Origin of the sequence: Acidovorax sp. 62 (assembly GCF_002754495.1) — a bacterium.
Classification (GTDB): Bacteria; Pseudomonadota; Gammaproteobacteria; order Burkholderiales; family Burkholderiaceae_C; genus Acidovorax.
The window spans coordinates 1,438,521-1,465,168 of sequence record NZ_PEFJ01000001.1 but is presented as its reverse complement, the minus strand read 5'-3'; the positions used below and the strand labels follow the sequence as shown (position 1 = coordinate 1,465,168).

At 63.2% G+C, this 26,648-nt stretch carries 19 protein-coding genes; 3 read left to right on the top strand and 16 right to left on the bottom strand.

Features of this window, described 5'->3' with window-relative positions:
* The 4 genes from CLU86_RS06490 to CLU86_RS06475 all read right to left on the bottom strand — a co-directional run bounded on the left by CLU86_RS06490 (position 1) and on the right by CLU86_RS06475 (position 4,703).
* A complete protein-coding gene (locus tag CLU86_RS06490; protein ID WP_099655355.1) occupies positions 1-1,005 on the bottom strand; it encodes a sulfate ABC transporter substrate-binding protein in 1,005 nt (334 codons plus the stop codon).
* Between the two features lie 231 nt (positions 1,006-1,236).
* Positions 1,237-1,833, bottom strand: coding sequence for an alpha/beta hydrolase (locus CLU86_RS06485; RefSeq protein ID WP_099741054.1), 597 nt, complete (start codon positions 1,831-1,833; stop codon positions 1,237-1,239).
* A gap of 69 nt (positions 1,834-1,902) precedes the next feature.
* Positions 1,903-2,544: a peroxiredoxin gene (locus CLU86_RS06480; RefSeq protein WP_099655353.1), complete on the bottom strand. Its 642-nt coding sequence runs from the start codon at positions 2,542-2,544 to the stop codon at positions 1,903-1,905.
* 404 nt (positions 2,545-2,948) lie between these two features.
* Complete coding sequence (locus CLU86_RS06475) at positions 2,949-4,703, bottom strand: methyl-accepting chemotaxis protein (RefSeq protein ID WP_099741053.1); 1,755 nt, start codon at positions 4,701-4,703, stop codon at positions 2,949-2,951.
* Here CLU86_RS06475 and CLU86_RS22570 point away from each other — a divergent pair.
* On the top strand, positions 4,702-4,956 hold the full coding sequence (locus tag CLU86_RS22570) for a hypothetical protein (RefSeq protein ID WP_143226673.1): 255 nt from the start codon (positions 4,702-4,704) through the stop codon (positions 4,954-4,956). The genes CLU86_RS06475 and CLU86_RS22570 overlap by 2 nt on opposite strands.
* Positions 4,957-5,111: 155 nt before the next feature.
* Positions 5,112-6,341, top strand: coding sequence for a nucleoside recognition domain-containing protein (locus tag CLU86_RS06470; protein WP_099741052.1), 1,230 nt, complete (start codon positions 5,112-5,114; stop codon positions 6,339-6,341).
* 101 nt (positions 6,342-6,442) lie between these two features.
* Here the strand turns inward: CLU86_RS06470 and CLU86_RS06465 are convergent, their stop codons facing one another.
* The 6 genes from CLU86_RS06465 to sbcB form a co-directional block, all read right to left on the bottom strand.
* Positions 6,443-7,438, bottom strand: a complete 996-nt coding sequence (locus tag CLU86_RS06465; RefSeq protein ID WP_199175098.1) for a ZIP family metal transporter — start codon at positions 7,436-7,438, stop codon at positions 6,443-6,445.
* 67 nt (positions 7,439-7,505) lie between these two features.
* Positions 7,506-8,129, bottom strand: coding sequence for a superoxide dismutase (locus CLU86_RS06460; protein WP_099741051.1), 624 nt, complete (start codon positions 8,127-8,129; stop codon positions 7,506-7,508).
* Positions 8,130-8,220: 91 nt separating this feature from the next.
* Complete coding sequence (locus CLU86_RS06455; RefSeq protein WP_143226672.1) at positions 8,221-8,709, bottom strand: hypothetical protein; 489 nt, start codon at positions 8,707-8,709, stop codon at positions 8,221-8,223.
* A gap of 129 nt (positions 8,710-8,838) precedes the next feature.
* The gene (locus CLU86_RS06450; protein WP_099655349.1) at positions 8,839-10,152 is read right to left on the bottom strand and encodes a protein kinase; all 1,314 of its coding nucleotides are present in this window, start codon (positions 10,150-10,152) and stop codon (positions 8,839-8,841) included.
* Positions 10,153-10,191: 39 nt separating this feature from the next.
* The gene (locus tag CLU86_RS06445; protein WP_099741049.1) at positions 10,192-11,436 is read right to left on the bottom strand and encodes a cystathionine gamma-synthase family protein; all 1,245 of its coding nucleotides are present in this window, start codon (positions 11,434-11,436) and stop codon (positions 10,192-10,194) included.
* A gap of 152 nt (positions 11,437-11,588) precedes the next feature.
* Positions 11,589-13,034: an exodeoxyribonuclease I gene (gene sbcB, locus CLU86_RS06440; RefSeq protein WP_099743356.1), complete on the bottom strand. Its 1,446-nt coding sequence runs from the start codon at positions 13,032-13,034 to the stop codon at positions 11,589-11,591.
* 285 nt (positions 13,035-13,319) lie between these two features.
* Here sbcB and CLU86_RS06435 point away from each other — a divergent pair, with 285 nt between their 5' ends.
* Positions 13,320-14,711: a lytic murein transglycosylase gene (locus tag CLU86_RS06435; RefSeq protein WP_099743355.1), complete on the top strand. Its 1,392-nt coding sequence runs from the start codon at positions 13,320-13,322 to the stop codon at positions 14,709-14,711.
* A 73-nt stretch (positions 14,712-14,784) separates the two neighbouring features.
* Here CLU86_RS06435 and CLU86_RS06430 read toward each other — a convergent pair whose 3' ends face one another.
* The 6 genes from CLU86_RS06430 to dnaE all read right to left on the bottom strand — a co-directional run bounded on the left by CLU86_RS06430 (position 14,785) and on the right by dnaE (position 26,550).
* Positions 14,785-16,131, bottom strand: coding sequence for a sigma-54 dependent transcriptional regulator (locus tag CLU86_RS06430; RefSeq protein WP_099741048.1), 1,347 nt, complete (start codon positions 16,129-16,131; stop codon positions 14,785-14,787).
* Positions 16,128-18,044, bottom strand: coding sequence for an ATP-binding protein (locus CLU86_RS06425; protein ID WP_099741047.1), 1,917 nt, complete (start codon positions 18,042-18,044; stop codon positions 16,128-16,130). Before CLU86_RS06425 ends, CLU86_RS06430 begins: the two co-directional genes overlap by 4 nt.
* A gap of 166 nt (positions 18,045-18,210) precedes the next feature.
* Positions 18,211-19,521, bottom strand: coding sequence for a dicarboxylate/amino acid:cation symporter (locus CLU86_RS06420; protein WP_099655343.1), 1,311 nt, complete (start codon positions 19,519-19,521; stop codon positions 18,211-18,213).
* Between the two features lie 564 nt (positions 19,522-20,085).
* A complete protein-coding gene (clpA, locus tag CLU86_RS06415; protein WP_099655342.1) occupies positions 20,086-22,431 on the bottom strand; it encodes an ATP-dependent Clp protease ATP-binding subunit ClpA in 2,346 nt (781 codons plus the stop codon).
* A 59-nt stretch (positions 22,432-22,490) separates the two neighbouring features.
* A complete protein-coding gene (gene clpS, locus CLU86_RS06410) occupies positions 22,491-22,859 on the bottom strand; it encodes an ATP-dependent Clp protease adapter ClpS (RefSeq protein WP_099655341.1) in 369 nt (122 codons plus the stop codon).
* Positions 22,860-23,013: 154 nt separating this feature from the next.
* A complete protein-coding gene (dnaE, locus tag CLU86_RS06405; protein ID WP_099743353.1) occupies positions 23,014-26,550 on the bottom strand; it encodes a DNA polymerase III subunit alpha in 3,537 nt (1,178 codons plus the stop codon).
* Positions 26,551-26,648 lie beyond the last annotated feature (98 nt).

Sequence of the window (26,648 nt, the reverse complement as noted above, 5' to 3'; positions counted from 1 at the left end):
TTACTTGGCACCCGGGGTGTAGAGCTTGTCGAACTGACCGCCGTCGTTGAAGTGCACTTTTTGCGCTTCGGTCAGCGAGCCAAAGTACTTGGCCACGGTGAATTGCTTGAGGGGCTTGAAGGTGTCGGCGTATTTCTTGAGCACGGCCTCCGAGCGGGGGCGGATGGCGTGCTTGGCGGCAATTTCCTGGGCCTCTTCAGAGTACAGGTAGTCCAGGTAAGCCTTGGCCAATGCGCCGGTGCCCTTCTTGGCCACCGTGCGCTCGACCACTGCCACGGGGTTCTCGGCCACCACGCTCACCGAGGGGTACACCGCATCGACCTTGCCCGCGCCAAACTCACGGTCGATCGACACGACTTCGGACTCGAACGTGATCAACACATCGCCCTGGTTGCGCTGCAGGAAGGTGGCCGTGGCATCGCGCCCGCCCTTGGCCAGCACGGGCACGTTCTTGTAGAGCTTGCCCACAAATTCGGCGGCCTGCGCCTCGGTGCCGCCCTTTTCACGCACGGCGCCCCACGCGGCCAGGTAGGCGTAGCGGCCGTTGCCGCCCGTCTTGGGGTTCACCACGATCACCTGCACGCCGGGCTTGATGAGGTCTTCCCAGTCCTTGATGTTCTTGGGGTTGCCGTTGCGCACCAAGAACAGCATGGTCGAGGTGGTGGGCGATGCGTCGTGCGGGAATTTCTTGGTCCAGTCTTTCGCGACCACACCGCTGTCGGCCAGAAACTGCACGTCGGTGGTGGTGTTCATGGTGACCACATCAGCCGCCAGGCCGTCGTTCACGGCACGCGCCTGGGCGCTGGAGCCTGCATGCGACTGGTCCACCTTCACGTCTTGCCCGGTGGTCTTCTTGTAGTGGGCGATGAAGGCGGCGTTGTAGTCCTTGTAGAACTCACGGGCCACGTCGTATGACACATTGAGCAGCGCGTTCTGGGCGCCAGCCACGCCACTGACAGTCAGGGCCAAAGCAGCCAAAAGGGTCTTGAGTTTCAAAGAAGTCATGTCGCGTCGCTCAAAAAAGCTGAAGGTGTCACATTGTGTACAACAGCCTCTTAAAACTCAAAAGAATATATTCTTTTAAATTAATCAAACTGTGGAATATAGAAAAGCGTACAGCCTGTGCACCGTGACGCGCCCGAGGCCTGTGGAGCACACTGCGCCACTGTCGCCTCCCAGGGTTTAGACAAAATATGCCCCTAGCGCAATCAGATAAAGCGCTAGCAGCTATTCATTTCATAGCAAATTGGCGGCCACCGACTCGGGTACTTGGGCAGGCGATGCAGACCACTCAGTACCGCCACCGCCCTCGTCCGTCAGCGATTGCAGCAGCGCCCGGCCCAAAGGCCATTCGCCGTGCCCGGATTCCACGTTGATATGGCCTGCGTTCTGCATGCGCACAAACTCGCTGCCCCATGCTCGGGCATAGGCGCCGGCCAAGCGAATCGGGCAGTACGGGTCATTGCTGCTGGCCACCAGAATGCTGCGGTACGGCAACGCTGCGTAAGGCACAGGGGCAAAGTCACTGAGGATGGCACGGCGTTCGGGGTCTGCCGGGGCCACCAGCAGCGCACCGCGCACCCGCGCCGCAGCCTCGGGCCCCATGTGGGTGGTGGCAATGCAGCCCAGGCTGTGCGCCACGATCACCACCGGCTGCTCCTGCGCTAGCACGGTTTTCTCCAGCTGCGCGACCCAGGCGGCGCGGGTGGGCGTGATCCAGTCGTCTTGCACTACACGGCGCGCCTCAGGCAGGCGGTCTGCCCACAGGGTTTGCCAGTGCCCGGGGCCGGAATCGCGCCAACCGGGCACGATGATGATGGGTGTGGAGGTCACAGCGTGAACTACCCCGGCCACTTGCAGCCGCCTTGAAAGGCGGGCCACAGAGGCGACGGAGCCCTTTATTTACTTGTTGGGCTGAGGGGTGATGCGCAGGTAGGGGCGCACGGCTTTGAAACCCTTGGGAAAGCGCTGCGCGATCTCGGCCGGGTCTTGCAGGCTGGGCACGATGATCACGTCGTCGCCATCTTTCCAATTGGCAGGGGTGGCCACCTTGTGACTGTCGGTGAGCTGCAACGAGTCAATCACACGCAGGATTTCGTCAAAATTGCGCCCCGTGCTGGCCGGGTAGGTGAAGGTGGTGCGAATCACCTTCTTCGGGTCGATGATGAACACGCTGCGCACCGTCACCGTGGTCGAAGCGTTCGGGTGGATCATGTCGTACAGGTCCGCTACCTTGCGGTCCGCATCGGCCAGGATGGGAAAGTTCACCGTGGTGTTCTGCGTATCGTTAATGTCGTGCACCCACTTCTGGTGCGAATCCACGGGGTCCACGCTCACCGCAATGGGCTTGACGCCACGCTTGGCGAACTCGCTGGCCAATGCCGCTGTTTTGCCCAATTCGGTAGTGCACACCGGCGTGAAATCGGCAGGGTGCGAGAAAAGCACCACCCAGGAACCACCCGCCCATTCATGGAAGCGGATCGGGCCAGCGGTGGATTCCTGTGTGAAGTCAGGGGCGGTGTCGCCCAGGCGCAGCGTGGTCATGCAAAGCTCCTTCGTGAATGGAGCCTGATTTTGGGACTGCGTCTATAAAACCCAAACGAATATATAGCTTTTACTTAATCACCAAATGATCTTTTGATTTGTGTGCGCGGGGAGATGACTGGGCAAAGAAGTGGAGCCTTTTGATATCAATTTCACCATTTCAAAATGATTGGAGAAGCTGATTTTCTTGATATTCATCAAGTCTGCTCGTGTGGGGAATTCACCATGGCAGCCAGCCCCTCTGCGCGTTGACACACCGCTCTGCCCGTGCCCACAGCCCATGTTCGAGGCGAAAACAAAAAAAGCACGCCCATGGGCGTGCTTTGGTAGCGGCTGGCATGGTGGCAGCAGGAAGGCAATGCCCTCCCCCACGCCCTCGCACACCCAACCCCGCTCAGCTCAACTTAGAAGCTCTCCCACTCATCGTCATTGCCACCGGCCTTGGCGGCTTTGGGTGCTGGCGCTGCTTGAGGGGCCGCCAGGCTCGCCGCTGGCTTGCTTTGGGCTGGCGCTTTGGCCGTTGTCGCCTTGGGCTTGCTCAGCGCAGGGCGGGCCGCACTGCTGCCAACGGGCTTGAAGCTACTGGTATTGCCTGGACGCGGGGCGCTGTAGCTGGCATCGTGCGCCAGTTTGAACACTGCCACGGCGTTGACCAGCTCGCCCGCCTGGCCGTTGAGGCTGCTGGCCGCTGCCGCCATTTCTTCCACCAGCGCCGCGTTTTGCTGGGTCGCCTGGTCCATTTGCGTCACGGCTTCGCCCACTTGGCCTACCCCTGCGCTTTGTTCGCTGCTGGCCGCGCTGATCTCTCCCATGATGTCGGTCACGCGCCTAATGGCGGTGACGACTTCGGTCATGGTGCTGCCGGCTTTGTCTACCAGCAGGGTGCCTTGCTCTACCCGCTCTACGCTGGCCATGATCAGGCTCTTGATTTCTTTGGCCGCTTCTGCGCTGCGTCCTGCCAGGTTGCGTACTTCGGTGGCCACCACGGCAAAGCCTCGGCCTTGTTCTCCGGCCCGGGCGGCTTCCACGGCGGCGTTCAGCGCCAGGATGTTGGTCTGAAAGGCAATGCCGTCGATCACGCTGATGATGTCTGCAATCTTGTTGCTGCTGGCGTTGATGCCTTTCATGGTCTCCACCACTTCGGCCACGACTTCTCCGCCTTGCGTGGCAACGGTCGATGCGCTCATGGCCAGTTGGTTGGCGGTGCGGGCGTTGTCTGCGTTTTGGCGCACGGTGGAGCCCAGCTCTTCCATGGAGGCTGCGGTTTCTTCCAGGGCGCTGGCTTGTTGTTCGGTGCGTGCGCTCAGGTCGTTGTTGCCGGAGGCAATCTCGGCGCTGGCCGAGGCCACGCTTTCTGAGTTCTGGCGTACGACGGAGACGGTGCGCACCAGGCTTTGCTGCATGCGTTGCAGGGCTCCGAGCAGTTGGCCGGTTTCGTCGGTGGAGGTGACTTCGATGTGGGCGCTGAGGTCGCCTGCGGCCACTTGGTCGGCCACTTCTACGGCGCGGGACAGGGGGGCGGTGATCGAGCGGATGAGCCACAGGGCGGCGGCAATGGCCAGGGCGATGGCCAGCGCGGCCACGATCAGCAGGGTGTTGCGGGCTGTGGCGTAGGTGCTTTCGGAGACTTTTTTGGCTTCGGCAGCACCATCGGAATTCAGCTTGACGAGTTTGTCCAGCATTTCACCGCTGATCACATACAGCTTGGCGGACTCGCCTTCCACAATGGCCCGAGCCTGTTCGGTTTCATTTTTGCGTGAGTGGGCCAGTGCCGTGTCGTTCACCGCAATGTATTTGGTCCAGTTGGCGGCGAAATCGTCGTAGAGTTTTTTCTCTTCGGGGCTGCTGATGAGCGGCTCGTAGGTTTTACGCAGCTGCGCCATCTTTGCGCGCCCGGCCAGCAGTTGCTGGTCGATCTTGGCCATGGCAGCTTCATCCGTGTTCATGATGTGGGTGAGCACAATCAGGCGCAGATCGGACGTTTGCGCATCAATGGCATTGATCACCTCCACGCTGGGCAACCAGTTTTCGGTGATCTCGGCAGTGGCTGCTCGCATGGCCGACAGTTGGGTCATCGCTGCAACGGCCAAGCCGATCAGCATCAACACCAACAACGCAAACGCGCCAGACAGGCGGGTGGAAATCTTCAAGTTTTTCATGGAACCCTCTTTTAGACGACTTGAAACCTTGCGCTCATCATCCTGTGCCAGCTTCGGCGCATGCATCGCATGCCACAAAACCGCGCTGTTGGCGAAGACCGCGACGCTCCTTGGCTACACGGCGCTCAAGCTTGCAGCTTGCAACGCCGTCGGGCAATCTCATTTTTGCGATTACGCCCGAATTTGTAGCCCAAAGCAACAACGCGAATTTATCACAAAATCAGCAAAAATGATAAAAACAACCGAGTTTTGATTTCAGGCAAATCCGAGAGCTGGCCCATGTTGCTTGCCACACCTACGCACAGCCGCAGCCAGCCCGGGCTTGGAACCTCCCTTAAACTGCCTCGCATATCGCTGCGCCCGGCCTTTCCCAGCAGCCTCTAAATCCAATCCGCCCCATCACGTCACATGCTCAACACCCTCTGGCTGGGCTTTTTCCTGACAGCAGCCGTTGCCGCGCTGGCCCAGTGGCTTCTGGGTGGCCAAGCCCAGGTGTTTGCGGCCATGGTCGAGTCGCTGTTTGCCATGGCCAAGCTCTCGGTGGAGGTGATGGTGCTGCTCTTTGGCACGCTCACGCTGTGGCTTGGCTTTTTGCGCATTGCAGAAAAGGCCGGCATTGTGGATGTGCTGGCGCGATGGCTGGCGCCCCTGTTTGCCCGCCTGATGCCCGAGGTGCCACGTGGCCACCCTGCGCTGGGCTTGATGACTTTGAACTTTGCCGCCAACGCCCTGGGGCTGGACAACGCCGCCACCCCCATGGGGCTCAAAGCGATGCGCGCGCTGCAAGAGTTGAACCGCGAGCCCGCCACTGCCACCAACGCGCAGATTCTGTTCCTGGTGCTCAACGCCTCGTCGCTCACGCTGCTGCCCGTCACCATCTTCATGTACCGCATGCAGCAAGGGGCGCACGACCCTACGCTGGTGTTTTTGCCCATCTTGCTGGCGACCTCGGCATCCACCCTGGCGGGGCTGCTGGCCGTGGCCGTGGTGCAGCGGCTGCCGCTGTGGCATCCGGTGGTGCTGGCGTATTTGCTGCCGTTGGCGCTGGTGCTGGGCGGCTTCATGGCGCTGCTCAGCAGCCTGAGTGCTGCGGCGCTGGCGCAGTTGTCCTCGCTGCTGGGCAACCTCACGCTGTTTGGGCTGGTGGTGGCGTTTGTCGCGATTGGCGCCTGGCGCAAGGTGCCGGTGTACGAAGCCTTTGTGGAGGGCGCACGCGAGGGCTTTGATGTGGCCAAAGGGCTGCTGCCCTACCTGGTAGCCATGCTGTGTGCGGTGGGCGTGCTGCGGGCATCGGGGGCACTGGGGTATGCCCTGGAGGGGATTCGCTGGTGCGTGAACACCCTGGGGGTGGATGCACGGTTTGTGGACGCACTGCCGACCGCGCTGGTCAAGCCGTTTTCAGGCAGCGCGGCGCGGGCCATGCTGATCGAGACCATGCAGACACAGGGCGTAGACAGCTTTGCCGCGCTGGCTGCGGCCACCATCCAGGGCAGCACCGAAACCACGTTTTACGTGCTGGCGGTGTACTTTGGGGCCGTGGGCATTCAGCGCGCCCGGCATGCCGTGGCCTGTGCGCTGGTGGCCGAGCTGGCCGGGGTGGTGGCGGCCATTGCGGTGTGCTACCAGTTTTTTGGTTGAAGGCCCACCGCAATTCAAGCCAAATTGGCCTGCAGCGCTTACCAATCAAGCGCAAGCAGCTATTAAATAAATAGCATTCATCGCCACACTGATGCGAGACATCAACCCAGCGCGGTGTCCAGCAGCATCATCAGCACAAAGCCCCACATCAGCCCGCCCGTGGCCCAGGCCTCGTGCCCTTTGCGGTGGGATTCGGGAATGATCTCGTGGCTGATGACAAACAGCATGGCCCCCGCAGCAAAGCCGAGGCCCCAGGGCAGCAGGCTGGCCGCGTGGCTGATGACCACCGCCCCCAGCACGGCCCCCAAGGGCTCGACCAACCCCGAGGCCATGCCCAGCCCCACGGCCAGCGTGCGCCGGTAGCCCGCAGCCAGCAGCGCCACAGCCACCACCAGCCCCTCGGGCACATCCTGGATGGCAATGCCTGTGGTCAATGCACCGGCGCGCAAGGCATCGCCGCCAGCGTAGGCCACGCCAATGGCCAGCCCTTCGGGCAGGTTATGCAGCGCAATCGCAAACACAAACAGCCAGGTGCGCCGCAGCGTGCGCGAGGCCTGGCCCTCCACCCCTTTGATGAAATGCTCGTGCGGCAGCCACCGCTCCAGGCACAGCAGTGCCGTAGCGCCCAGCAAAATGGCCGCGCCTACGGTGCCCCCAGCAGCCCAGCCCCCGGCACCCGCCGCGCGGGCGGCTTGCAGGCCCGGCAAGATCAGTGAGAACGAGCAGGCCGCCAGCATGACGCCCGCACCAAAGCCAAACAAAGTGTCTTGCACGCGGGCAGACAACTGCTGCGAGAACCACACCGGCACGGCCCCCAGCGCAGTGGCCAAGGCCGCAAGCAGCCCGCCCAGCAAGGCATCGCGCACCAATGGCTGCGTGGCCACCATGCGCCAGCCATGCAAGGCCAGCACCACCGCCCCCAACAGCACGATGCCCAAACCCAGGCGCTGGCGCCAGTGGCCCTGCCAGCGCAGATAGGCGGGTTGCACGGTGCCATCACCGCCCTCCCCGTCCTCCCCCGCCCCCACATAGGCTGGGGCGGGGCTTGCAGCCACCGGTGCTTGGGATGGCGCGTGGGAAGCATGCGGTGTAGACATGGTGGTGGTCTCGCAAAAGATCAGAAGACGGGCGCGATGGCAAGGGCCATGCAAGGGCGGGGCCCTCTCAGGCCCGCGCCTGCGCGTAGCGGCGGGCCACCTCGGGCCAGTCGATGACGTTGTAGAAAGCGGCGATGTAGTCGGCGCGCCGGTTTTGGTAGTGCAGGTAGTAGGCGTGCTCCCACACGTCCAGCCCCAGGATGGGGGTGTTGCCCGACATCAGGCCAGACATGAGCGGGCTGTCCTGGTTGCCCGTGCTCTCCACGACCAACGAGCCCTGCGGCGACACACTGAGCCAAGCCCAGCCGCTACCAAAGCGGCTGACGGCGGCCTTGGTGAAGGCGTCTTTGAACGCATCAAATCCGCCCAGCTCTGCGTCGATGGCGCGGGCCAAATCGCCCTGCGGCAAGCCACCGCCGGTGGGCGACATCACGCGCCAGAACAGGCTGTGGTTGGCATGGCCGCCGCCGTTGTTGCGCACGGCGGGCTGCAGCGCCTCGGGCAGCAGCACCAGGCGCGACACCAGCTCGTCAATCGGCAAGTCGGCATGCGGTGTGCCTTGCAACGCGGCATTCAGGTTGTTGATGTAGGTCTGGTGGTGACGGGTGTGGTGGATCTCCATGGTGCGGGCATCCACATGCGGCTCCAGCGCGTCGTAGGCATAGGGCAACGGGGGCAGTTCGTAGGGCAAAGGAGTCTCCTCAAAAGCGATGAAAAGTGAGAGGGGCGATGCGTGGCAACGCAAAGAAGGCGAGTTGGTGGGCCGCAGTGCCCACGGACGCTCAATGCGTGCGCGTGCCGGGCTGGGGGTGGCTGGCCTGCAGCAAGCGAGTCACATCGGCCTGCGGGCCGTGCTGGGCCACATGGCGAAGCAGTGCAGCGTGTGTCTCGCGGCTGTGGCGCCAGGCGGCTTGCTGCAGCGCGGGCGTGGCGGTGGGGTCTGCCATCCAGGCCAGCAGCGTGGCGTGGGCGTGGCACAGCAGGCGTGCGGACTCACCGGGTGCTGCCGCCTCCTGCGAAAGATCGGCCAGATTCAGATGCGACACCACCAACGCGGCCACGCAATCGTCCTCACGGCCTGCGGGTGGGTGGTGGGCAATGCCCAGCGCCACAGCCAGGGCCTGGCGTTGGTAGCCGAGCGCCATGCGCCATTGCTGCATCTGCAAGGCAGCGCCTGCGCGGCGCATGAGGCGCTCCCAATCGGCCAGCGTAGCGCTGGTGGGCACTGGGGCCCATGGGAGGGCTGAAGAAATCGAGGCTTGGAGGTCCATCACGCAGCTCCTGGTGGAGCCTTTTGCGTTGGACGGGGTGTGGCGTACTCAGGCCATTAAATGATAACGATTCTCAAAAACAATGTCTACGGGAGGGCGTTAGCCACCCGCACCATTTCGACAACCCCTTCAATCCTGCGGCGCACTCAACTCCCACGCGCCCAGCTGCTTGCTGGTGGCCACCAGGCGCGACACCAGCACCTTGATGAACGCCTTGTCAAAGCGCGACTGCAGATCGGCAGAGGCTTCCATCAGCGAGGGATTACGCACCTTGAGCACCAGCACATCCGTCTCGGCCACAGCGGTGGCGCTGCGGATCTTGTGCTCGGGCTGCAAGTACGTCATTTCGCCCAGCGTCACACCCGGGCCCAGCGTGCTCAGCTGCCAGCCCTCCCGGGTGATGCTGACGCGCCCTTCCACCAGCACGTAGAACGAGTCGCCAGGCTGGCCTTCAAACAGGATGACTTTGCCCTTGGGGGCCCAGCGCCAGCGGCCCAGGCGCATCAACTCCCACAGCGCCACGTCGTGGAAGTCTGCAAAAAACGGCAGTGCCCGCAGCAAGGCAAAGCGCTGCGCTTCAGAGTCTTGCGAGCGCTGGGCGGGCAGCGCGTGCTGCACGGCCAGCAAGGCGTTGGCAAAGTCGGCCCAGGTGGCAAAGCGGTCTTGGGGCTGCTTGGCCAGGGCGCGCAGCAGCACGGCGTCCAGGTGTTCGGGCAAATCGGTGCGCAGCAGGCGCGGTGCGGTGGGCGCTTCGTGGGTGATGCGGTAGAGCGTGGCGAAGTCGGTTTCGGCATCGAACGGGCGGCGCCCGGTCAGCAGCTCGTACACCACCACGGCCAGCGAGAACATGTCGCTGTGGTGCGTCAGGTCCTGCTCTTGCACCTGCTCGGGCGACATGTACGAGGGCGAGCCCACCAACCCAGCCAGTTGCGTGGCATCGCTGCGCACCGCCAGGGCGGCGCCAAAGTCGGTGAGCTTGACCTCGCCCTCTTGCGACAGCAGCACGTTGGCGGGCTTGATGTCGCGGTGCACCAGGCCTTCGCGCTGGGCATGCTCAAGCGCGTTGCAGCACTTGTAGGCAATGTCGAGCACCTGGGCCACGGGCAGCAAGGTGTCGGGCGTGGTGAAGGCCGACAGGGGCTGGCCATCCACATACTCCAGCACCAGGTAAGGCTGGGTCGCCTGCTCGTCCGCATCGAGCAGTCGCACGATGTTGGGGTGCCGCAGCCGGGCCGTGAGCATCACCTCGTTGCGCAGCAGCTTGCGGTAGCGCTCGGCATCGTCAGGCTTGCGCAGCAGGTGGGCGTGAACCTCTTTGATGGCCACCTGGCGGCCCTTGAAACCGTCCACCGCCAGGTACACCACCCCGGTGGCGCCCCGCCCCAGTTCGGCCTGCACCTGGTACTTGCCGATGTGAAAGGGCAAATCGGTGGGATGGCTCATGGGGTCAGCCTGCGGCAAGTGGTGTGAATCAAGGGGCGATCAGCCCGCCAGGGCCTGCTCAAAATCGGCCAGCAGGTCTTGCGCATCTTCCAGGCCCACCGACAGGCGGATCATGCCGTCGCCAATGCCCATGTTGGCGCGCACCTCGGGGCCCGCTTCCCAGAAGATGGTGTGGGCCACCGGAATGATGAGCGTGCGCGTGTCGGCCAGCCCCGTGGCCTTGATGGGCAGGCGCAGACGGTTGCACAGCGGCAGGCACTGGGCAGCGTCCTTCAGCTCGAACGACAGCAGCCAGGAGCCGGATTTGAAGTGCTTGCGCGCCTGCTCGTACTGCGGGTGCGAGGGCAGCAGCGGGTAATGCACCTTGGCCACGGCCGGGTGCTGCTCCAGCCACTGGGCCAGGGCCAAGGCCGTGGCACTGGTGCGGTCCATGCGCAGGGCCAGGGTTTCTGCGCCCAGCGCGATCTGGTGGGCGCTGTGCGACGACAGCGTGCCACCCATGTCGCGCAGACCCTTTTTGCGCACCTGCTGCAGGCCCCAGCCCTTGGCATCGCCCTTGCGATAGGCCGCGAAGATGTTGGGGTATGTGGCCCAGTCAAACAAGCCCGTGTCGGTGATGGCGCCGCCCAGCGCATCGCCGTGGCCACCGATGCTCTTGGTGAGCGAATTCATCACCAGCCCAGCCCCCACGGTGGCGGGCTGAAAGAGGTAGGGCGAGGCCACGGTGTTGTCCACCACGTACAGCAGGCCTTTGCTGCGGCACAGTGCGCCGATGCCTTCGAGGTCAGGGATTTGCGTGCCGGGGTTGGCAATGGTCTCGACAAACACCATGCGGGTGTTGGGGCGCACCGCCGCTTGCACCTGGGCGGTGTCAGTGGCGTCCACTGTGGTCACTTCCACGCCCAAGTCGGCCAGCGTGCCAAACACGCTGTTGGTGTTGCCAAACACAAACTTGCTGGCCACCAGGTGGTCGCCTGCCTTGAGCAGTGTGAGGAACACCGCGCACAAGGCGGCCATGCCGGTAGAGAAGACGATGGTGCCCACACCGGCTTCCATCTGGGTGATCTTGGTCTCCAGCGCCGCCGTGGTGGGCGTGCCCTGGCGGGCGTAGTTAAAGCCCCCCTTGGCCGTGCCCTGGAAGACCGCAATCAGGTCTTCGACCGTGTCGTAGCCGTACTGCACCGACGAATGGATGGGCTGGTGCACGGCCCCCTTTTCTGCGCCGCCCCAGCGGTCGGCGTGAACGATTTGCGTGGTGAAGTTGGGTTTGTGCGGTGTCGTCATAAATCTCAAAGGCTATGTCTACGGGTCTACATGCAAGGCTGGGCGATGGACACTGGCGTGCGCCAAGGCCAGCGCACCCACGGAACTGGCTCTGCCAGGCCACTGGGTGCGCCCCCCTTGAGGGGGAAGGCGCGCAGCGCCTCAGGGAGGCTCTACCGTTCAGGCGCGATGTGTTCGGCGTAATCGTACAGCGCACCCAGGATGTCCTGCGTGCGGTCATCGTCGGCGGTCTCGGAGAGTTGGTCGATTTCGGTGAACAACTGCTCTACCGTGCGCGCCCCGCCCTGCCCATCAAACAGGCAGGCGGCGCGGTGGGCTTCCCAGCGCTCTTGTTCCTCAGGCGTGAGGGTTTGCGGAAAGTTGCGCGCCCGGTAGCGCCAGACCAGCTCGGCCAGGCGTGGGTCATCAAAGCCCGTGCGGGCCGTGGCCAGCTTGGCGCCTGACATTTCGCGCAGCTCGTTCAAATAGCGCCGGTCGTTGTTGCCCACAAAGCCGCCATACAGGTCCTGGTCCACATCGGGCGTGGGCTCGGCAGGCCGGGCAAACACGGCGGGCCAGATGCCACTCATGTCGGGCAGGCTGCGCGCCACCTCGGCATGCTCTGCCGCCTGGGCCAGATCAATACCCCAGCGCTGCGCCAGCGCGGGCGTGAGGGTGTTCACATTGCCCACCACCATGGGCGACTTGTTGAGGTGGATGGTTTTGATGGGCAGGCGCGTGACGCCTTCGGGCAGGTCAGCAGCGCGGGTGAACATGCGCAGGCGCAGGTCGTCCACATTCAACGCGGCCAGCTCGCGCGGGTCGTGGGCCAGGTCCCAGGCGATCAGCTCGTTCTTGTTGGTGGGGTGGCTGGCCAGTGGCCACATCACGCCCAGGCAGCCGCGCTCGGTCGGGAACATGCCCGACACATGCAGAAACGGCCGCGCCGTGATGGCCGTGGCGGGCAGGCGCAGCTCGGTGGCCACGCGGTCTTTTTTGTGCAGCGCCAGGGCAAAGTCAAACAGCTTGGCGTTGTGCTGGCGAATCAGGCGCGCCAGCGCAATGGTGGCGCGCACGTCCGACAGCGCATCGTGCGCGGCCTCGTGCAGCAGGCCGTTGGCGTTGGAGAGGTGTTCGAGCTTGAAGCTGGGCGTGCCGTCTTCCTTTTGGGGCCACTGGATGCCGTCGGGCCGCAACGCGTAGGTCATGCGCACCACGTCCAGCAAGTCCCAGCGGCCGCACTGGTTTTGCCACTCGCGTGCATAGGGGTCGATGAGGTTGCGCCAGAACAGGAAGCGCGTGATCTCGTCGTCGAACCGGATGGTGTTGTAGCCCACACCGATGGTGCCGGGCTGGGCGAACTCGGCCTCAATGCGGTGGGCAAACTCGCGCTCGGGCAGGCCTTTTTCCAGGCACAGCTGGGGGGTGATGCCGGTGATGAGGCAGGACTGTGGGTCGGGCAGGTAGTCGTTGGCCGGCTGGCAGTAAATCATCAGCGGCTCGCCGATCTCGTTGAGGTCGGCATCGGTGCGGATGGCAGCGAACTGCGCCGGGCGATCGCGCCGGGTGTTGGCACCAAAGGTTTCGTAGTCGTGCCAGAGAAAGGTGTGTGAAGCCATGGTGGTCGCAGTGAAACGGTCGCAATACAGTTGCTGAAGCGGTCGCAGAGGGCGGGCGCGGTGAAATCCGCGCACCAGGTCCACAGCCAGTGCAGGGGTTTGGCGAAAGCGCCAACTGTAACCCGATTTCAATTCATTTTGGCACCTAGCGCTTATTGGATAAGCGCTAGCAGCTATAAAACATATAGCAGATAACCCGTATTGCACGCCCGCCATGCACACACAGCGATACATCCCGAAGGCATGCACGGGGCCGCAGCCCAAGGCAACGCGGGACAATGCTGCATGCACCGCACACACCTTACTTCCTTGGCGGCCCAGGCCGCTGAACGCACCCACCCAACGCGCCTGGGCTGGACGGCACTGGCCTGCGCACTGGCCTTCACACAAGCACTGACGGGCTGCGCCAGCGGGCCAGGCAGCGCCCCTAACCTTGCCACGGCGACAACCACCGTGACGCCCCCCGCGCCAACCCCAACGCAAGCAGCAGCCCAGCCATCGGCCCAGTCGGCCACGCCCCTGAATGCTGCCGACGCAGAACACGCGCAGGGCTTTGCCCGCTGGCGCGAGGCATTTGCGCCCCAGGCACTGGCCGCAGGCATACGCCCACAAACCGTGCGCGACGTGCTGGGCCAGGCCCATTGGCAGCCCCGCGTGATCGAGCTGGACCGCTCACAGCCCGAGTTCAACCGCACCCCTTGGGCGTACCTGGACAGCGCCGTGTCGCGCCAGCGCGTGACGCAAGGGCAAGCACAAATGGCGGCGCACCGCGCACCGCTGGAGGCTGCGGCCCAACGCTACGGCGTGCCCGCCAGCATCCTCACCGCCTTTTGGGGCATAGAGAGCAACTACGGCGGCAATTTCGGCAACTTCCGCGCCGTGGATGCACTGGCCACCCTGGCCTACGAAGGCCGGCGCCAGGTATGGGCGCAGTCTGAGTTGCTGGCCGCGCTGCGCATCATCGACCTGGGCGACATTGCGCCCGAGGCCATGGTGGGCTCTTGGGCAGGTGCCATGGGGCACACGCAGTTCATCCCCTCGGTGTTTCTGGCCCACGCGGTGGATGCCGATGGCGACGGGCGCCGCGACATCTGGGGCAGCATCCCGGACGTGCTTGCATCCACCGCCAAATTTGTGGCGGCCGAAGGCTGGCAGCCGCGTGAAACCTGGGGTGCCGAGGTGCGCTTGCCAGCAGGCTTTGACCATGCCCGGGCCGAGCTGACGGTGCGCCAAAGCTCGGCCCAGTGGGCGGCAGAGGATGTGCAAACCATGGATGGCCGCCCGCTGCCAGACCAGGCATCGGCCGCCGTGCTGGAGCCTGCGGGCGCACGCGGCCCGGCGTTTTTGGTGGGGCAGAACTTTCGCACCATCCTGCGCTACAACAACTCCACCAGCTACGCACTGGCCGTGGCCCTGCTGGCCCAGCGGCTCGATGGTGGCCCCGGCGTGGTGGCCGACTGGCCGCGCGACCTGCAACCCCTGTCGCGCGAGCAAACGCGCCAATTGCAGACGGCACTGAACGCACGCGGCTTTGACACCGGCACGCCCGACGGGGTGCAAGGCCCCGCCACCCGCGCCGGGCTGCGCAAGTACCAACAAAGCCAGGGCCTGGTGGCCGATGGCTATCCCACGCTGGAAGTGTTGCAGGGCCTGGTGAACGGCACGCCTACCAAGTAAGCAGCGAAGGAGCAGTAAGGCCCTGCCCCCCATTGGTCCGATCTGCAGGGCTGGTGACAGGGCACCAGGGCGATCAAGTGCCCAGGCCGTATTTGCGAATCTTGTCGTGCAAGGTGGTCTTGGGCACCCGCAGCGCTTCGGCCGTGCGGGCCAGGCTGCCACCCTGCTGGCGCAGGGCTTCGGCGATCAGGGTGCGCTCAAAGGCATCCACCGTGGCCGCCAGCGCCTGGGGCTGTGCTGCGTCACCGGCATCGCCCGCCGCCCCGGCAAAAGGCGCGGCGCCTGCGGCAATGCCCAGCACAATGCGTTCGGCCACGTTGCGCAGCTCGCGCACATTGCCGGGCCAGTGGTAGCCCAGCAGCTGGTGCAACTGGCCAGCGGCCAGCTCAGGCACCGGGCGCTGGTGGCGGGCGGCAGCACCCATCACAAAGTGCTCCAGCAGCAGCGGCACGTCTTCGCGCCGCTCGCGCAGCGGGGGCAAGTCCACCGTGGCGACGCTCAGGCGGTAGTACAGGTCTTCGCGGAATTTGCCCTGGCGGCACAGCTCCAGCAAATCCACTTTGGTCGCAGCCACCACTCGGCAGTCGATGGGGATGAGCGTGTTGGAGCCCAGGCGCTCCAGCACGCGCTCTTGCAGCACACGCAGCAGCTTGATCTGCATGGCCAAGGGCATGCTTTCGATTTCATCGAGAAACAGCGTGCCGCCACTGGCGTGTTCGATCTTGCCGATGCGGCGCTTGCCCGCCCCGGTGAAGGCCCCGGCCTCGTTGCCAAACATTTCGCTGTCAAACAGCGTATCGGGCAAGCCGCCGCAGTTGATGGCCACAAAGTGCCCTTTGCTGCGCGGGCTGGCGTCGTGCAGGCAACGGGCGGCCAGCTCTTTGCCGGTGCCGGTTTCGCCGTGGATGAGCACATCCACCGTGCTGGCCGCAAGGCCCGCCAGCACCTCGCGCAGGCGCTGCATGTTGGGCGCACGGCCCATCACCAGGCGCTCGATCGCATCGCGCTGCGCGAGCTGGCTGCGCAGCTGGCGCACCTCCAGCACCAGGCCGCGCTTGTCGAGGGCGCGGCGCACGGCGCCTACCAGCTGCTCGGGGGCAAAGGGCTTTTGGATGAAGTCGTGCGCTCCGTCCTTCATGGCCTGTACGGCCATGGAGACATCGCCATGGCCGGTGATGAGCACCACGGGCAGCTCCGGGTCCATGCCCATCAGCTCTTGCAAAAAGGCCATGCCGTCCATCTTCGGCAAGCGGATGTCGCTGACCACCACACCTGGGTAGTCACGCCCCAGGCGCAACCGGGCCAGCTCGGCACTGGGGGCGCTTTCGGTGGCAATGCCTTCAAGTTGCAAGGCTTGTTCGCAGCCCAGCACGATGTCGGGGTCGTCCTCAACGATGAGGACCTTGAGGTCGGGGGTCATGGGCGGTCTGGAGCGGTATCAGCGTCTGGGCGAGGGGCTGCGGGCAAGGCCAAGTGGAACACAGCGCCGCCGTCAGGGTGGTTGGCCCCACTGAGCGTGCCGCCCGATTCGCGCACGATGCCCGCCGACAAGGCCAGCCCCAGGCCCAGCCCGTCCCCCGAACCCTTGGTGGTGAAAAATGGCTCGAACAGATGGGCCTGGGCCTCTTCGGTGAGGCCCGGGCCCAGGTCACGCACCTGCACATGCACCTGCTCGCCCCCCGTTGAGGCCAATTGCTCGCAGCGAATTTCGACCCGCAAAGTGGCACACCCTGCCATTGCATCCAAAGCGTTGTTGATGAGGTTGACCAGCACCTGCTCCAGGCGGTTGCCATCGCACCAGGCCACAGGCTCTGGCTCGGCCATGTCCAGCTGCACCTGGGCGCTGGTCTGCTGGATGCGCGGCTCCAGCACCGCCAGCGCGTTGGTCAGTGCAGCGCGCAGTGGCACGGGCCGTGGCTCGCCGGTCGATTTGCGGGCAAAGGCCCGCAGCTCGCCCGTGATGCGGCCCATGCGGTCGGCCAGTTGGGCAATGCGCTCCAGGTTGACGCGCACCGTAGGCAAATCGCCCCGCTCCAGAAACCGCACGCTGTTGCCCGACAGGGTGCGCAGCGCCGTCAGCGGCTGGTTCAGCTCGTGCGCCACACCGGCAGACAGCTGGCCAATCACCGCCAGCTTGCCCGCCTGCACCAGCTCGTTCTGCGCGGCGCGCAGCGTGCCTTCGGCGCGAATGCGCTCTTGCACTTCAGACTGCAGGCGTTCGTTGGTGCGCGACAAATCGGCCGTGCGCTGCTGCACCTTGCGCTCTAGCTCATCGTGTGCGGCCTGCAGCGCCTCGCGCGCAGCCAAGCGGTCGCGCAAACGGTCGCGCTCGTGGCGGCGGCGCTGGTTGAACATGAACCCCAGCAGCGCAACAAAGGCGGCACCGATGGTGGCGATCAGGGCGTCGCTTTGCGCCGCCTCATCGGCCCGCGCCAGGTGCGAGAACACCGTGAGCGTCCAGGGTGTGCCGGGCAACGCGCGCGACTGGGTCAGGAAGCGGCCCGTCACCGGGTACACCGAGGCCATTTCGGTGCCCTCGCGCGCCACGCGCACCAGCCGCGCGCCCTGGTCCAGGTCGCTCAGCACCTTCATGCCCAAGGGGGTGAGTGCCTTGCGGTTGTATTGCAAGGTCTGGTCAAAAGCCTTACGTGTGGCTTCGTCCAGCGGGCGCAGCGCGGTGAACTTCCAGTCGGGCACCGAGCCCAAGATCACCACGCCGTTTTCATCGGTCACGATGACCGGCGCCTCGACGGTGGACCAGGATTGCTCCAGCTGGTCCAGGCTGACTTTGGTGACGGCCACCCCCACGGTACGGCTGCCATCCAGCAAGGCGGACGCCAGGTAGTACCCCGGCTCGCCCCGGGTCGTGCCAATGCCAAACAGGCGCCCAGTGCCGGTGCTCAGCGCGTCTTGAAAGTAAGGCCTAAACCGCAGGTCCTCACCCATGAAGCTGTCAGGCCTGCGCCAATTGCTGGTGGCCACCACCTGGCCCTGCAGGTTGATCACATAGATGGAAAGCGTGCCAGCGCGCTCATTGAGCTGCTCCAGGTAGGCATTGACGCTGTCTGCACGACGAGGCACCGATGGGTCTGACGGGGACGATAGAAGCGCCAACACGTCTTTTTGCAGCTCCAGCGTGCCAGGCAGAAAGGCGTATTTGCTGATCTCGCGCTGCAGGCTGGCGGTGTACAGCTCCAGCCGGTGCAAACCCGTGGCCTGGATCTGCGCCTGCCCCATGCGCTGGGCCAGCAGGTAGGCCATGCCCCCGCAAAGCAGCACACCGCCCAAAAGCAGCAAAACGGTGAGACGGCGCAAGGATCGTGGCGATGGCATGAAGGGGTGAAATGGTAGCAGTGCAGGTGCTGCACGCAGGGCATGGCGGTGGTGGCAAAGCCATGGACACGCCCAACAAAAAAGGACTGGCACGGGCCAGCCCTTCAGATGCGATGAGAACCTGAGCCAACAGGTGGCGGCCGCGTTGCTACAGCCGCCTCTGTCGTTACGTTGCAGGCTGGGCGGCGGCCTCGTCGTCACCAACGGCAGGAATCATCTCCTCGCGCTCGGCCAAGGTGTCGGGGACGGGGTCAATGGCTTTCTCCCACTTGGCCACCACCGCCGTGGCAATGGCGTTGCCCATGACGTTGGTGAGCGTGCGCCCCATGTCCAGGAAGTGGTCGATGCCCAGAATCAGCAGCACACCGGCTTCAGGGAGATGGAACATGGGCAGCACCGCTGCCACCACCACGAGCGAAGCGCGTGGCACACCGGCAATGCCTTTGCTGGACACCATGAGCACCAGCAGCATGGTGATTTGCGTGGACAGAGGCATGTCAATGCCATAGGCCTGGGCAATGAAGATGGCTGCAAACGTGGTGTAAATCATGGAGCCATCCAGATTGAAGGAATAGCCCAGGGGCAGCACAAAGCCCGTGACCTTGGGTTTGACGCCAAATTTTTCCAGTTGCTCCATCAGCTTCGGATACACGGACTCGCTGCTGGCGGTAGAGAAACCAATGAGCATGGGCGTGCGGATCAGCTTGAGCAGGCGAAACACATCGCGCCCCAAGACCAGGTAGCCAGCAAACACCAGCACCACCCACAAGGCCGCCAAGGCCAGGTAGAAGCTGAGCATGAACTTGCCAAACACCCCCAACATGCCCAGGCCCTGGGTGGTGATGGCGCCAGCTACCGCACCGAACACGCCCACCGGGGCAAAGCGCATCACGTAGTCGGTCACCTTGAGCATCACATGGACCACCTCGTCCAACGTGGCCACCAGGGTGCGTGCAGCCTGGTTGTGCAAGTGCCCCAGCGCCATGCCAAAGAACAGCGAGAACACCAGGATCTGCAGGATGGCGTTGTTGGCCATCGACTCCACAATGCTCTTGGGGAACACCTGGGTGATGAAGTCACGCAGATTCAAGGCACCGGTCTTGAGCTGTGTGGCGGTGCCCACCTCGGGCAAGGGGATCGACAACGAACTGCCCGGCTGGGTCAGGTTGGCAATGACCAAGCCCAGCGCCAAAGAGATCAGGGATGCCCCCATGAACCATGCCAGAGCGCGCGTACCAATGCGCCCCACGGTGCGCGAATCGCCCATGGTGGACATGCCCGCCGCCAGGGTCGCAAACACCAGGGGCGCGATGATCATTTTGATCATGCGCAGGAAGATGTCGGTCAGCAGACCAAAGTAGCCTGCGATTTCCTTGGCAGCCTCAGGCGTGGGCGCCCAGGTGTGGCAGGCGTACCCGACCAATACCCCCAAAACCATGGCCAGGATGACCATCGTGGTCAAACGATTGAGTTTCATGCGATCTTCTATGGATTGAAAAAGGAAATACCCCGCGATGCGGCGTTTCCTGGTTCAGAAATCGCCGCACTCAAGGAATGGGCTAAGACTGCATTGCAAATAGCGCGAACGGCACACACGCACCACAACGCAAGCTGTGGCGAGACCCCGTCAGGCGATTTGGGCAATCGCGCGCCCCAGGGGATGGACGGACCTTCCCGATCAGACGGATGGGACCACCGTGGGTGGCATGTTGCATGGCTTGTCTCCGATGGGTAACTGGCCACGTCTCGCGCAGCCTGCCCTAGCCTTTGCATGCAATGTGCCAATGCCTGCTACCGATCCAAGTCATTGATTTGCAAAGACAAAGCACATGGCGGCCGCCCAAAGGCATTCGAAAAACCGAACAACAAAACGCACCACCGTCCGAACCATCGAACAGCCGCGCAGATCGGAGTGCATCCATCACCCCGCACAACGGGTTGCACCATGCGGGCGGGGGCGAGGCAAAAAAAAGCCGACCCATCGGGTCGGCTTGTGGAGAAGCAGGACACAGATGCCCGTGCGGCACCTGCGTCTACCGGGTCAATCGGCGGTCGCTTCCTCAGGCTCTGCAGGCTCCGCCTTGGCTGAGCGCTCCTTTTTCGGCAAGGGCTGGATGTCCAACAAGACTTCGGGTGTCTCCACACCTTTTTCGTCGGTCTTGGTTTCGATATCCACCGTCAAGCGACCACCTTCCGTCAGGCGACCAAACAGCAACTCGTCGGCCAGCGCACGGCGAATGGTGTCCTGGATCAGGCGCTGCATGGGGCGAGCACCCATCAAAGGATCGAAGCCCTTCTTGGCCAGGTGCTTGCGCAGCTGGTCGGTGAAGGTGACCTCCACCTTTTTCTCGGCCAACTGGGTTTCGAGCTGCAGCAGGAACTTGTCCACCACGCGCAGGATGATCTGCTCGTCCAGCGCCTTGAAGTTGACGATCGCATCCAACCGGTTGCGGAACTCGGGCGTGAACAGGCGCTTGATGTCGCCCATTTCGTCGCCCGCCTGCCGCGGGTTGGTAAAGCCAATGGTCGCCTTGTTCATCGTCTCGGCGCCCGCGTTCGTGGTCATGATGATCAGCACGTTGCGGAAGTCAGCCTTGCGGCCGTTGTTGTCCGTCAGCGTGCCATGGTCCATGACCTGCAGCAGCACGTTGAAGATGTCCGGGTGCGCCTTCTCGATCTCGTCGAGCAGCAGCACCGCGTGCGGCTTCTTCGTGATGGCTTCGGTGAGCAGGCCACCCTGGTCGAACCCGACATAGCCCGGAGGCGCGCCAATGAGGCGGCTCACAGCATGGCGCTCCATGTACTCGGACATGTCAAAGCGGATCAGCTCGATCCCCATGATGTAGGCCAGTTGCTTGGCCGCTTCGGTCTTGCCGACGCCCGTGGGGCCGCTGAACAGGAACGAGCCAATCGGCTTGTCGCCCTTGCCCAGGCCCGAGCGCGCCATCTTGACCGACGACGCCAGCACTTCGAGTGCCTTGTCTTGGCCAAACACCACGCTCTTGAGGTCGCGCTCCAGTGTCTGCAGCTTGCCGCGATCGTCGTTGGAGACGTTGGCAGGCGGAATGCGCGCGATCTTGGCCACGATCTCTTCGATCTCGGCCTTGCCGATGGTCTTCTTGCGCTTGCTCGGCACCATGATGCGCTGCGCAGCACCCGCCTCGTCGATCACGTCAATGGCCTTGTCGGGCAGATGACGGTCGTTGATGTACTTGGCACTCAGCTCGGCCGCGGCCTGCAGGGCCGCTGCAGCGTACTTCACGCTGTGGTGCTCTTCGAAGCGCGACTTCAGGCCCTTCAGAATGTCGATGGTTTCCTGCACCGTCGGCTCGACCACGTCCACCTTCTGGAAGCGGCGCGACAGCGCGGCGTCTTTTTCGAAGATGCCCCGGTACTCCGTGAAGGTGGTCGCGCCGATGCACTTGAGCTGGCCGCTGGACAGCGCCGGCTTGAGCAAGTTGGATGCATCCAGCGTGCCGCCCGAGGCTGCGCCCGCGCCAATCAGGGTGTGGATTTCGTCAATGAACAGCACCGCGTTGGGCTTGTCCTTGAGCGCCTTGAGCACGCCCTTGAGGCGCTGCTCAAAATCGCCACGGTACTTGGTACCTGCCAACAAGGCGCCCATGTCCAGCGAGTACACGACGGCCTCGGCCAGAATTTCGGGCACATCGTTTTGCGTGATGCGCCATGCCAAGCCCTCGGCAATCGCCGTCTTGCCCACGCCCGCTTCACCCACCAGCAGCGGGTTGTTCTTGCGGCGGCGGCACAGGATCTGAATGGTGCGCTCCACCTCGTAATGGCGGCCGATCAAGGGATCGATCTTGCCGTCCTTCGCAGCCTGGTTCAGGTTCTGCGTGTACTGCTCCAGGGGAGAGGCTTTTTCGGACCGTTCGCTACCGCCCTCTTCGCTCTCTGCAGGGCTTTCGGCCTTGGTGGGCTCTGGCGGCTCGCCCTTTTTGATGCCATGGGCGATGAAGTTCACCACATCCAGGCGCGTAACACCCTGCTGGTGCAGGTAGTACACGGCGTGCGAGTCCTTCTCGCCAAAAATGGCGACCAGCACGTTGGCACCGGTGACTTCCTTCTTGCCATTGCCCGTGGACTGCACGTGCATGATGGCGCGTTGGATCACGCGCTGAAAGCCCAGCGTGGGCTGGGTGTCCACCTCGTCGGTGCCAGCCACCTGTGGGGTGTTGTCTTTGATGAAGTTCGACAACGAGGACCGCAGGTCATCGATGTTGGCCGAACAGGCACGCAGCACTTCGGCGGCGCTAGGGTTATCAAGCAGTGCAAGCAGCAGGTGCTCCACGGTGATGAATTCGTGGCGTTGCTGGCGGGCCTCGACAAAGGCCATGTGCAAGCTGACTTCCAGTTCTTGGGCAATCATTTGAGAACTCCTTTGTGCTTGCGGGGTAGGAATAACTTTAGTTCAGGGTCAAAGACCTGTTATTCAACAGGCTCACTGACACATTGCAGGGGGTGACCCGCTTTTGCGGCGGCATCCAGCACCTGCTCCACCTTGGTGGCAGCCACGTCGCGCGAATAAACGCCGCAAACGCCTTTGCCATCGAGGTGGATCTTGAGCATGATTTGGGTGGCCTGCTCACGGTCTTTGCTGAAGAATTCCTGCAGCACCACAATGACAAACTCCATGGGGGTGTAGTCATCATTGAGCATGACCACCTGGTACATCTGCGGGGGCTGGGTCTTTTGGGTGCGCCGCTCAAGCACGACCGAACCGCCGTCATCCCGCGCTGGCCGAGAAACAGGCGGCGCGGTGGGGGGAGAGGGTGGTTTTGTTGCCATGAAATTCATTCTAGCGATCCCGAAGCCCGGTTGTCGCCTAAGAAATCTGATGATTGGCGTCTATTTTTCAAGGCCTGGCTGCAAATATTGCGGCGGCCCGTCCAGCGTGCCGCCGTCCTTTTCAAAAGGATCACCTCACGGTGAATCAACGCCCCAATCACGGCTATTCGTACACCACCGTGGTGGTGCCACTGCCAGCCTGCGCACTCCAGGCGGCCAGCGCAGCATCGGTGGGAAAAAACCGGCTGCCCTCACCCAGTTGCAACTCGGCAACGGCCCCTCCGGCATCAGACTGGCAACGCACGCCCATGCGAACGCGCAGCCCATGCAAAATGTCGCCCGACTCAGTTTCCTCCTTGTGGGGCGGAAACTCTGACACCAAACGGCGTACATCCGGCTGGGTGTCGCCCATAGCAATGTGCAGGTATTTGCCAAAACGGCACCGTGCACCGGCCAGGTCCCACACCTGCTGCACCTTCACGCGCAGCCCGCCGCTGAAGTGGTCCATTTGCAGGCGCCCCATCATCACCACGAACTCGTCTTCCTTGAGTTGATTGCGGTAGGTGTTGAGCAGTGCCTCATCTGCCGAGGCTTCGATCATTCCCGACTTGTCGTCCAGTTTGAACAGGCCCAGCTTGCCGCGCTGGCCATTGATGACCCGGAAATCACTGATGATGCCTGCCAAAACCTGCGGCTCGCGGCTGTCCAGCAATTCATCGATCTGGGTGCGCACAAACTTGCGCACCTCCCCCGCCACCTCATCGAACAGGTGGCCTGAGAGATAGAAACCCACCGCTGTTTTTTCCTGGGTCAGTCGCTCTTTGATGCCCCAGGGGATTGCGTCCACCAAATCGGGCTCTTGCGTGCTGGAGCCATGGGCGTCATCGCCCATCATGTCGAACAGACCGCCTTGGTTCACGTTGGCCAGCGTGGCCGCAGCAAAGTCAAAGGCGCGGTCAATCGACGCCACCAGCGAGGCCCGATTCATGTTCATGGAGTCAAAGGCCCCGGCCTTGATCAGCGCCTCCAGCGTTCGCTTGTTCAGCCGACCTTTGTCTACCCGCACACAAAAATCGAACAAGCTCTTGAAAGGCCCCTTGGTGCTGCCCTGTGGCCCCTCTCCGCGCCCTTCGCGCGCGGCCACCATGGCCTCGATGGCTTGTTGACCCGTGCCCTTGATGGCGCCCAACCCGTAACGAATGACCTTGTCGGTCACTGGCTCGAACCGGTAGAAGCCGCGATTGACATCAGGCGGCTCAAAGCTCAGCCCAAAGTTCTTGCAAGCATCTTCGTACAACACCTTGAGCTTGTCGGTGTCGTCCATTTCAACGGTCATGTTGGCGCAGAAAAACTCAGCGGTGTAGTGCACCTTGAGCCAGCCGGTGTGATACGCCAACAGCGAATAAGCAGCAGCGTGCGACTTGTTGAAGCCGTAGCCCGCAAACTTCTCCATCAAGTCGAACACTTCGTCAGCCTTGTCCTGGCTGATGTTCTTTTCCGCAGCCCCCTTGCGAAAGATCTCCCGGTGCTCGGCCATTTCCTCGGCCTTCTTCTTGCCCATGGCGCGGCGCAGCATGTCGGCGCCGCCCAGGCTGTAGCCCCCCAACACCTGGGCGGTCTGCATCACCTGCTCCTGGTACACCATGATCCCGTAGGTTTCGGCCAGCACAGGCTCGACCAACGGGTGGGGGTACTCCACCGGCTCCTTGCCGTGCTTGCGGTTCACGAAGGTGGGGATCAGGTCCATAGGACCCGGGCGATACAGCGCATTGAGCGCAATCAAGTCCTCCAGACGGCTCGGGCGGGCTTCTTTGAGCATGCCCTGCATGCCCCGGCTTTCAAACTGGAACACGGCCTCGGTCTTGCCTTCTGAAAAAAGCCGGTAGGTGGGGCCATCGTCGAGCGGAATGTTCTCGTAGGCAAAGCCCTCCTGACCCTTGTGGCGCTTCATGATGAACTCGCGCGCAATCTCCAGGATGGTGAGCGTCGCCAGACCCAAAAAGTCGAACTTCACGAGGCCAATGGCCTCCACGTCGTCCTTGTCGTACTGGCTCACGGCCGATTCGCTGCCGGGCTGCTGGTACAGCGGACAAAAGTCAGTGAGCTTGCCCGGCGCGATCAACACGCCCCCAGCGTGCATGCCGATGTTGCGCGTCATGCCTTCGAGTTTTTGCGCCATCTCGATGACGGTTTTGACGTCTTCTTCCTTGCGCACACGCTCGTAGAGCATGGGCTCCAGCTCCAGCGCGTAGTTGTTTTTGTCGCCCTCTTTCTTCACCTCGGGCGGGTACTGCAAGGTGTAGGACATGCCCGGCTTGCCAGGCACCAGCTTGGAGATGCCATCGCAGAAGGTGTAGCTCATGTCCATCACCCGCCCCACGTCGCGGATCGCGGCCTTGGCGGCCATGGTGCCGAACGTTGCAATCTGGCTCACGGCATTCTTGCCGTACTTTTCCTTCACGTAATCGATCACCCGGTCACGGTTGCCCTGACAAAAGTCGATGTCAAAGTCGGGCATCGATACCCGCTCGGGGTTCAGGAAACGCTCAAACAGCAGGTTGTATTCCAGCGGATCCAGATCGGTGATCTTGAGCGCATAGGCCACCAGCGAGCCCGCACCCGACCCCCGGCCCGGCCCTACAGGGCAGCCATTGGCCTTGGCCCACTGGATGAAGTCGCCCACGATGAGGAAGTAGCCTGGGAACCCCATCTTGAGGATGGTGCCCAGCTCAAACTCCAGTCGCTCCACGTAGCGCGGGCGCTCCTTGTCGCGCTTGGCCTCGTCAGGGAACAAGTGTTTGAGGCGCTCTTCCAGACCCTCAAACGATGCGAAGCGGAAGTACTCTTCGGCAGGCATGCCGTTGGGCGTGGGAAACGCAGGCAATTGCGGTTTGCCCAGCACCAGGGTAAGGCTGCACCGCTTGGCAATTTCTGCGGTGTTGGCAAGCGCCGACGGCACATCCGAGAACAACGCCTGCATCTGCTCAGCAGTCTTGAAATACTGCTCGCGCGTAAAACGCCGTACCCGTTTCGGATTGGCCAGAATTTCCCCACCAGCGATACACACCCGGGCTTCATGGGCCTCGTAGTCCTCGGCGGTCAAAAACTGAACGGGATGCGTGGCCACGACAGGCAAGTTCAGCCGAGCGGCCAATTGCACGGCAGCCACCACATGGCTTTCATCGTCCGCACGGCCTGCGCGCTGCAACTCAACGTAGAACCGGTGGGTGAAAATACCCGCCAGCCTCAACGCCAGGTCGGAAGCCCCCGCCTCGTCGCCCTTGAGCAAAGCCTGGCCCACAGGCCCCGCCTGCGCACCTGACAAGGCGATCAGCCCATCGGACAACTCCTGCAGCCACGCCCAGGTGGACACCGCCAGATTCTTGACAATGTTCTTGGTCCAGGCGCGTGCCAGCAATTCCGACAGATTCAGGTAACCCTGCTTGTTTTGCACCAGCAGCAGCAACCGTGTGGGGTCCGCGCCCGCCTCACCCTCCAGATAGATTTCGGCGCCCAGCACCGGCTTGACACCCTTGCCGCGCCCTTCTTTGTAAAACTTGATGGCGCCGAAAAGATTGTTGAGATCGGTGATGGCAAGGGCGGGCTGCCCGTCTGCCGCAGCGGCCTTGACGACCTCATCGATGCGGGTGGTACCGTCAACGACGGAGAACTCTGTGTGCAGGCGCAAGTGAACGTACATGCCCTCCATTGTAGAAAGGCGCCCACGCTTCCATTCGCCAGCGCCGAGGAATTTGAGGGGACAAATGAGGCCATTACAATGCCGCTTCAATCTGTGGC

What these genes read in the sequence shown, in the direction of transcription:
- clpA (WP_099655342.1), bottom strand. Translation starts at nt 22,431, where the DNA reads ATGATTGCCCAAGAACTGGAAGTCAGCTTGCACATGGCCTTTGTCGAG.
- CLU86_RS06465 (WP_199175098.1), bottom strand. Translation starts at nt 7,438, where the DNA reads ATGTCTACACCGCATGCTTCCCACGCGCCATCCCAAGCACCGGTGGCT.
- CLU86_RS06420 (WP_099655343.1), bottom strand. Translation starts at nt 19,521, where the DNA reads ATGAAACTCAATCGTTTGACCACGATGGTCATCCTGGCCATGGTTTTG.
- CLU86_RS06455 (WP_143226672.1), bottom strand. Translation starts at nt 8,709, where the DNA reads ATGGACCTCCAAGCCTCGATTTCTTCAGCCCTCCCATGGGCCCCAGTG.
- CLU86_RS06430 (WP_099741048.1), bottom strand. Translation starts at nt 16,131, where the DNA reads ATGACCCCCGACCTCAAGGTCCTCATCGTTGAGGACGACCCCGACATC.
- CLU86_RS06470 (WP_099741052.1), top strand. Translation starts at nt 5,112, where the DNA reads ATGCTCAACACCCTCTGGCTGGGCTTTTTCCTGACAGCAGCCGTTGCC.
- CLU86_RS06480 (WP_099655353.1), bottom strand. Translation starts at nt 2,544, where the DNA reads ATGACCACGCTGCGCCTGGGCGACACCGCCCCTGACTTCACACAGGAA.
- CLU86_RS06425 (WP_099741047.1), bottom strand. Translation starts at nt 18,044, where the DNA reads ATGCCATCGCCACGATCCTTGCGCCGTCTCACCGTTTTGCTGCTTTTG.
- CLU86_RS06435 (WP_099743355.1), top strand. Translation starts at nt 13,320, where the DNA reads ATGCACCGCACACACCTTACTTCCTTGGCGGCCCAGGCCGCTGAACGC.
- dnaE (WP_099743353.1), bottom strand. Translation starts at nt 26,550, where the DNA reads ATGTACGTTCACTTGCGCCTGCACACAGAGTTCTCCGTCGTTGACGGT.
- CLU86_RS06445 (WP_099741049.1), bottom strand. Translation starts at nt 11,436, where the DNA reads ATGACGACACCGCACAAACCCAACTTCACCACGCAAATCGTTCACGCC.
- CLU86_RS06475 (WP_099741053.1), bottom strand. Translation starts at nt 4,703, where the DNA reads ATGAAAAACTTGAAGATTTCCACCCGCCTGTCTGGCGCGTTTGCGTTG.
- CLU86_RS06450 (WP_099655349.1), bottom strand. Translation starts at nt 10,152, where the DNA reads ATGAGCCATCCCACCGATTTGCCCTTTCACATCGGCAAGTACCAGGTG.
- clpS (WP_099655341.1), bottom strand. Translation starts at nt 22,859, where the DNA reads ATGAATTTCATGGCAACAAAACCACCCTCTCCCCCCACCGCGCCGCCT.
- sbcB (WP_099743356.1), bottom strand. Translation starts at nt 13,034, where the DNA reads ATGGCTTCACACACCTTTCTCTGGCACGACTACGAAACCTTTGGTGCC.
- CLU86_RS22570 (WP_143226673.1), top strand. Translation starts at nt 4,702, where the DNA reads ATGGAACCCTCTTTTAGACGACTTGAAACCTTGCGCTCATCATCCTGT.
- CLU86_RS06490 (WP_099655355.1), bottom strand. Translation starts at nt 1,005, where the DNA reads ATGACTTCTTTGAAACTCAAGACCCTTTTGGCTGCTTTGGCCCTGACT.